This is a genomic window from Mycoplasma tracheobuteonis, from assembly GCF_054456995.1.
Map to the genome: position 1 here is coordinate 1 of NZ_JBTKTG010000027.1, position 5,158 is coordinate 5,158.

Annotated in this window: 6 protein-coding genes; 2 read left to right on the forward strand and 4 right to left on the reverse strand. The window is 30.1% G+C overall.

What is annotated here, in order from left to right; all coding sequences use genetic code 4:
• Positions 1–82: 82 nt before the first annotated feature.
• From ACX1M8_RS03370 to rnhB, 4 genes are all read right to left on the reverse strand, one after another.
• Positions 83–1,090, reverse strand: coding sequence for an energy-coupling factor transporter transmembrane component T family protein (locus tag ACX1M8_RS03370; protein WP_458836798.1), 1,008 nt, complete (start codon positions 1,088–1,090; stop codon positions 83–85).
• Positions 1,090–2,319 (reverse strand): ATP-binding cassette domain-containing protein, encoded by a 1,230-nt coding sequence (locus tag ACX1M8_RS03375; RefSeq protein WP_458836799.1) that lies wholly within the window; start codon positions 2,317–2,319, stop codon positions 1,090–1,092. The genes ACX1M8_RS03370 and ACX1M8_RS03375 overlap by 1 nt, the downstream gene beginning before the upstream one ends.
• On the reverse strand, positions 2,310–3,110 hold the full coding sequence (locus tag ACX1M8_RS03380; protein WP_458797752.1) for an energy-coupling factor transporter ATPase: 801 nt from the start codon (positions 3,108–3,110) through the stop codon (positions 2,310–2,312). Before ACX1M8_RS03380 ends, ACX1M8_RS03375 begins: the two co-directional genes overlap by 10 nt.
• A 71-nt stretch (positions 3,111–3,181) precedes the next feature.
• Positions 3,182–3,790, reverse strand: coding sequence for a ribonuclease HII (gene rnhB, locus ACX1M8_RS03385; RefSeq protein WP_458836800.1), 609 nt, complete (start codon positions 3,788–3,790; stop codon positions 3,182–3,184).
• 40 nt (positions 3,791–3,830) lie between these two features.
• Here rnhB and ACX1M8_RS03390 point away from each other — a divergent pair, with 40 nt between their 5' ends.
• Together ACX1M8_RS03390 and ACX1M8_RS03395 are read left to right on the forward strand one after the other, a co-directional pair.
• Positions 3,831–4,361, forward strand: a complete 531-nt coding sequence (locus tag ACX1M8_RS03390) for a hypothetical protein (protein ID WP_458616509.1) — start codon at positions 3,831–3,833, stop codon at positions 4,359–4,361.
• A 137-nt stretch (positions 4,362–4,498) separates the two neighbouring features.
• Positions 4,499–5,071 carry a hypothetical protein gene (locus ACX1M8_RS03395; RefSeq protein ID WP_458807215.1) on the forward strand — a complete coding sequence of 191 codons (573 nt, stop codon included), beginning with the start codon at positions 4,499–4,501 and terminating at the stop codon, positions 5,069–5,071.
• Positions 5,072–5,158 lie beyond the last annotated feature (87 nt).

A 5,158-nucleotide genomic window follows, 5' to 3' on the forward strand; every position in this document is an offset into this window, starting at 1 on the left:
TCCACTTTTATTATATCTTAATAAAAGTGTTGCACTGGAGATTACAATCGAGCAATTGTCAACCTATATAGGCTGACATTTTTTAAAGCGCTTTAGTTACTAAATATCAAGATGGTAAGTATTGTGGGTGAACCATATTAGTAATTAATAAGGCTAGAATACCAAGCAAGAAGATTGAAACAAGTAAGTCAATTCAAGTTGGTCTAATCTTTCTATATTTAGTACGTTTTGCATATGGATCATAACCACGTGTTTCCATTGAGTTAGATAAGTCTTCAGCACGTGCAAAACTTGAAACAAATAAAGGAATAATTAATGTTGCAAAGGCATTAATTTTTTCTTTTAGATTTCCGTGTTTGAAATCAACTCCACGAGATGATTGTGCTTTCATAATTCTATTAGCTTCATCTATTAAAGTAGGAATAAAACGAAGTGCTATAGAAATTATCATCGCAATTACGTGTGTAGGAATAAAAAGCAATTTAAGAGGGAATAAAATATCTTCAATTGATTTTGTAAGTAAGATAGGACGAGTTGTATTTGTAAGTAATGCTGTAATAAGAATCATGATATAGATTCTAAAGAATAAAGCTAAGGTACGGTTGATTGAGTCTAGAGAAACACCATATTGGATATGCATTTGCGTTTCTTTAAATTCATAGATATTTTTAGCGATATTAAATTCAGGAACAGGCATTTTCTCCATTGTTGAGCTTGTTCCTCAAACTCAAAATGTTTTTTGAGGATTATACATTTCAAATAATCAAGACTTGCCTAAAAAGTTATTTGAGTTATACATTGTTTGTAAATCTTTATACACAGTTTGATTAGTAATTGTATAAGTGTTAACAAAGAAAATAATAAATGAAATAAAGAATGGTAGTCACATTAATTTAAATAATGGACGAACTCTTTTGTTAGTTGTAATATACACAATAACTAATGGTAACAGTAGGATAAACATATCGATGAAATGTTGTACCATAAACACCATTACAATGTATAAGATAACAGTTAATAATTTAATTCTAGGATCAAGGTTGTATAAAAAACCTTTTCCAGGGATATAACGACCGAATACACTTTTCATTATTTCCCTCCTAGATATTCATTTAGGTAATGCACCAAGTCATCTTCAGATAAGATTTTAGGCACAGGAATACCTTTAGCTCTTAATTTATTAGCAAAAGCTAGTAAATGAGGTGGCTGTAAATTGTTTTCTTTAAGAAATTCAACATCATTAAGAATTTCATAAGGATCACCATCACGAACAATTTCACCTTGCTTGAAGAGAATAATTCTTTTAGCATACTTAAGAATATTATCTAAATCGTGAGTAACATTAATAATAGTTTTACCATTCTTATTTAAGTTGTTTAAGATTTCAAGTATTTCATTAACTCCAACAGGATCTAGTCCAGCAGTAGGCTCATCTACTACTAGGAAATCAGGTTGCATAGCTAATATACCAGCAATAGCAACACGACGTTTTTGCCCACCACTAAGTTCAAAAGGACTTCTTTCTAAGTATTCAGGACCTAAACCAACTAATTCTAAACAATCAGCTGCGATTTGATAAGCTTTTTCTTTAGCTACACCAAAAGCCATAGGCCCAAAAGCAATATCTTCTTGAATTGTTGATTTAAAAAGTTGATATTCAGCAAATTGGAATACTATTCCTACATGTTTACGGAGTTGTTTAGGATCTTTTCCAAAAAACTTATTTTTAGAGTTCTTAGTGAAGATGATATTGTCTTTAATATATTTAAGACGATGGATTTCCTTTCCTTCTTCACTTTCGTAAATGTAGTTAAGCTTATACAATCTAGTTTCAGTAATTAAAGCATGTTGGAATTGAATTTTGTTTTCATACATACCTGTTTTTTCAGCTATAAAATCTTCTTTAAACTTATCAACAGCTGCCTCAACTTTTTTATTAAGAGATTTTTTAAGGACTCTAATTCTAGCTTTAGCTGCTCTAAGATTTTTCTTAATTACTTTAGCTTCTTGTTTATAAGCTTTTTTATATTCGCTTCCTTTGTTAGGATACTTGACTAAAAGTTCTTTTTCTAGTTTGGTTAATAAATATTTCTTATTAATGGTTACATCATCATAGAAGTCTCATTCAATTTGTCCTGCACTAGGACTGAGTAATTGATTTAGGTGTTCTATAAATGTTGTTTTACCAGAACCTGTTGATCCTATTATTCCAATGTATTCACCATCAGTGATATTGCAAGAAACGTTTTTTAAAGCAGTAAATTCTCAAGGAGTTTTAGGACTAAAGGTATGAGATAGATTCGAGATTTTTATTTGCATAATTCACCTATTAACTCCTTTTCATTGTATGTTGGATCAATTCCGTTTAATCTTTCGCTAATGCGATAGATAAATGGCGATTCAATTTTGGCCACTTCAATTATTTCTTTATCTTTTAAGATATCTTTAGGAGATCCAGCTGCAACAAGCTCACCACCAGCAAACACTAAACACTTATCAGCAAGAATTGCTTCATCCATATCATGAGTGATAGAAATAAGTGTCTTAGATTTACTTTGTTGAATTTCTTTGATAATTTGAAGTACACTACTTTTTCCTTTAGGATCAAGCATAGAGGTAACTTCATCAAAAATAACAACATCAGGATTAAGTGCAAGTACAGAAGCAATAGCAACACGTTGCTTTTGCCCTCCTGATAAGTTTTCAGGTTCTCTTTCAAGGAAATCTTGCATATCTACTTTAGAAGAGTATTCTAAAATTAGTGGTTTCATTAAATCGTGGTCAACGCAACGATTTTCAAGCCCGAATGCAATATCATCTTCCACTGATGAACCAACAAATTGGTTATCAGGATTTTGGAAGATGATTCCGATTTTCTTTCTGATTTGTAGTAAGTTTTCTTTGCTGTATTCAATCCCATCGATGCTTAGTTTACCTTCTTGAGGTTTTAAAAGAGCAACTAAAACTTTTGATAGTGTACTTTTTCCTGAACCATTGTGACCTAAAATTGCTACATATTCACCTTTTTCAATTGTGAATGAAACATTTTTAAGTGCTGGTCTAACGTCATCTGGACGATATCTAAATGTAATATTTTCTGCTTTAATCATTATGATTAAATTTTAATAAAAAATATTATTTTTAATAATATTTTATTTAGGTAACCAAATTAAAAAAATCTCTAGATAAGAGACTTTTTGGCAATAGCTTCAGCCACAGGCTTATATTTAATTCTATGTATAGGTGTGGGTCCATGTTTTTCTAGGGCTTCTAAGTGCTTTTTAGTACCATAACCCTTGTTATTTGCAAAATCATATTCAGGATAAATATCGCTATATGCTAGTAACATTCGGTCACGAGTTACTTTTGCAAGAATGCTAGCAGCAGCAACTGAAATTGATTTGTCATCACCTTTTACAAGATTTATTTGTGGGATATTGGTTTGTATCTTTTCAAAATCTGTAATAACTAAATCAGGCTTTAGAGATAACTTGTTTAAAGCTATTTCCATTCCTGTGCGAGACTCTTGCTTAGGATTTGAAACATTTATTTGCTTCAAAGAACGAATTTCAATACTATAAGCAAGGGCTGAAGATATAATTTCATCATACAATTCTTCACGAACTTTTTCACTAAGTTTTTTAGAATCCTTGATTCTAGGGTTGCTATATCCGGCGGGAAAAACTACACAAGCAACAACTAATTCCCCTGCTAAACAGCCACATCCTACTTCATCTAGTCCTGCGATTAAGGGGTATTTAGTTCAATAATCTTTTTCAAAATCTAACATATACTAAATTATAGTCTATAATTAAAATATTGGAGGTTTAATGGGATCAATTGTAAAAGCACATTGCCCTCAATGTGATAAGACATTTACATATGTTTTTGGCCTTGTGCAAGATTTATTGCCATATCAAATGTTTATAAATTTATTTGCTAAAAAACAAGTGGATTTATTTAAAGAAGATATCTTTAAGAAAGTAATGTATGAAGAATTAGAAACAGATCTTGCTTTTATGCTTAAAGAAAAAGAAGAACAAGAAAAAATATTAGATGAGAACTTTAAAAATATTAATGCTTTCTTTTCACCAGAAGAAAAACAATTAATGAAAACAAATATAGTACTTAGTGGTAGTGTTGAATCTTATCCAGTCTTTAGATTAGATACAGAACCTACTCAAAGAGAAATTTACAATGTGCCACTTGTCAAGATTAAATTTATGAATGGACAAGCACCTTATGAACGTAAGTACAACAATTTTGTTTACTATGTGCAATTTGCTGCTGACCATTCAGTGTTAACATGTCCTGCTCATGGGAAACTATGTGCTGAATTTCAATCAGAAAATGAAGGATAGTAAGAGCATTTTTACTTATAGCACTTGGTTGTAGGAATAAAAGGTTTCATAAAATTGTTTAAATTTTAAAACAAAAATGCGAATTAAAGGATTATGAAACCTACAAAATGGTAGAATTAAGATATAAGAAAGGGAATATGAAAAGCAGAGTAATAAAATCTTTAAAAGAATCACAAACATATTTAATAGTTACATTAATTTGTTTAGTGATAACTCTTATTTTGTCATTAGTGATGTATTCACTAAATATATCAACAATGGTTAAATTAGGGCTTTCAACATCAAGTAATAGTACAAATAGTAGTAGTACCGAAACTGAAATTCCTACAAGCAACTTAATTACAACAGGAATTTTAGGAATATTTGCATTTGTAACATCAATTGTAATGATTGTTTTTGCAATTAAATTAGCTACAACATCATATAAAACACACAAGATATTTAACGAATTGTTATGAGAAACAACTACAAAAGTACAATTATCACAACCTGATTTAGTTAAATTAACAGCTCTATCAAATGAATTGAATCGTTTATTTATTTTTAATTTAATTGGAATTATTACAGGACCAGTTCTTTTAATAGTAAACGTATTCTTCACTAGAACAGCTATTAGACACTTAAATGAAGCTTCTAGTTTATTAGTAGATGGAGGTTTTGCTTCAGCTCCTAATCCAGGTAATAACGATATTAAAAACCTTACAAGATAGACGAATACAAAAAATAACACCTTTTAGTGTTATGCTCGATTGTAATCTCCAGTGCAACACTTTTATTAAGATATAATAAAAGTGGAG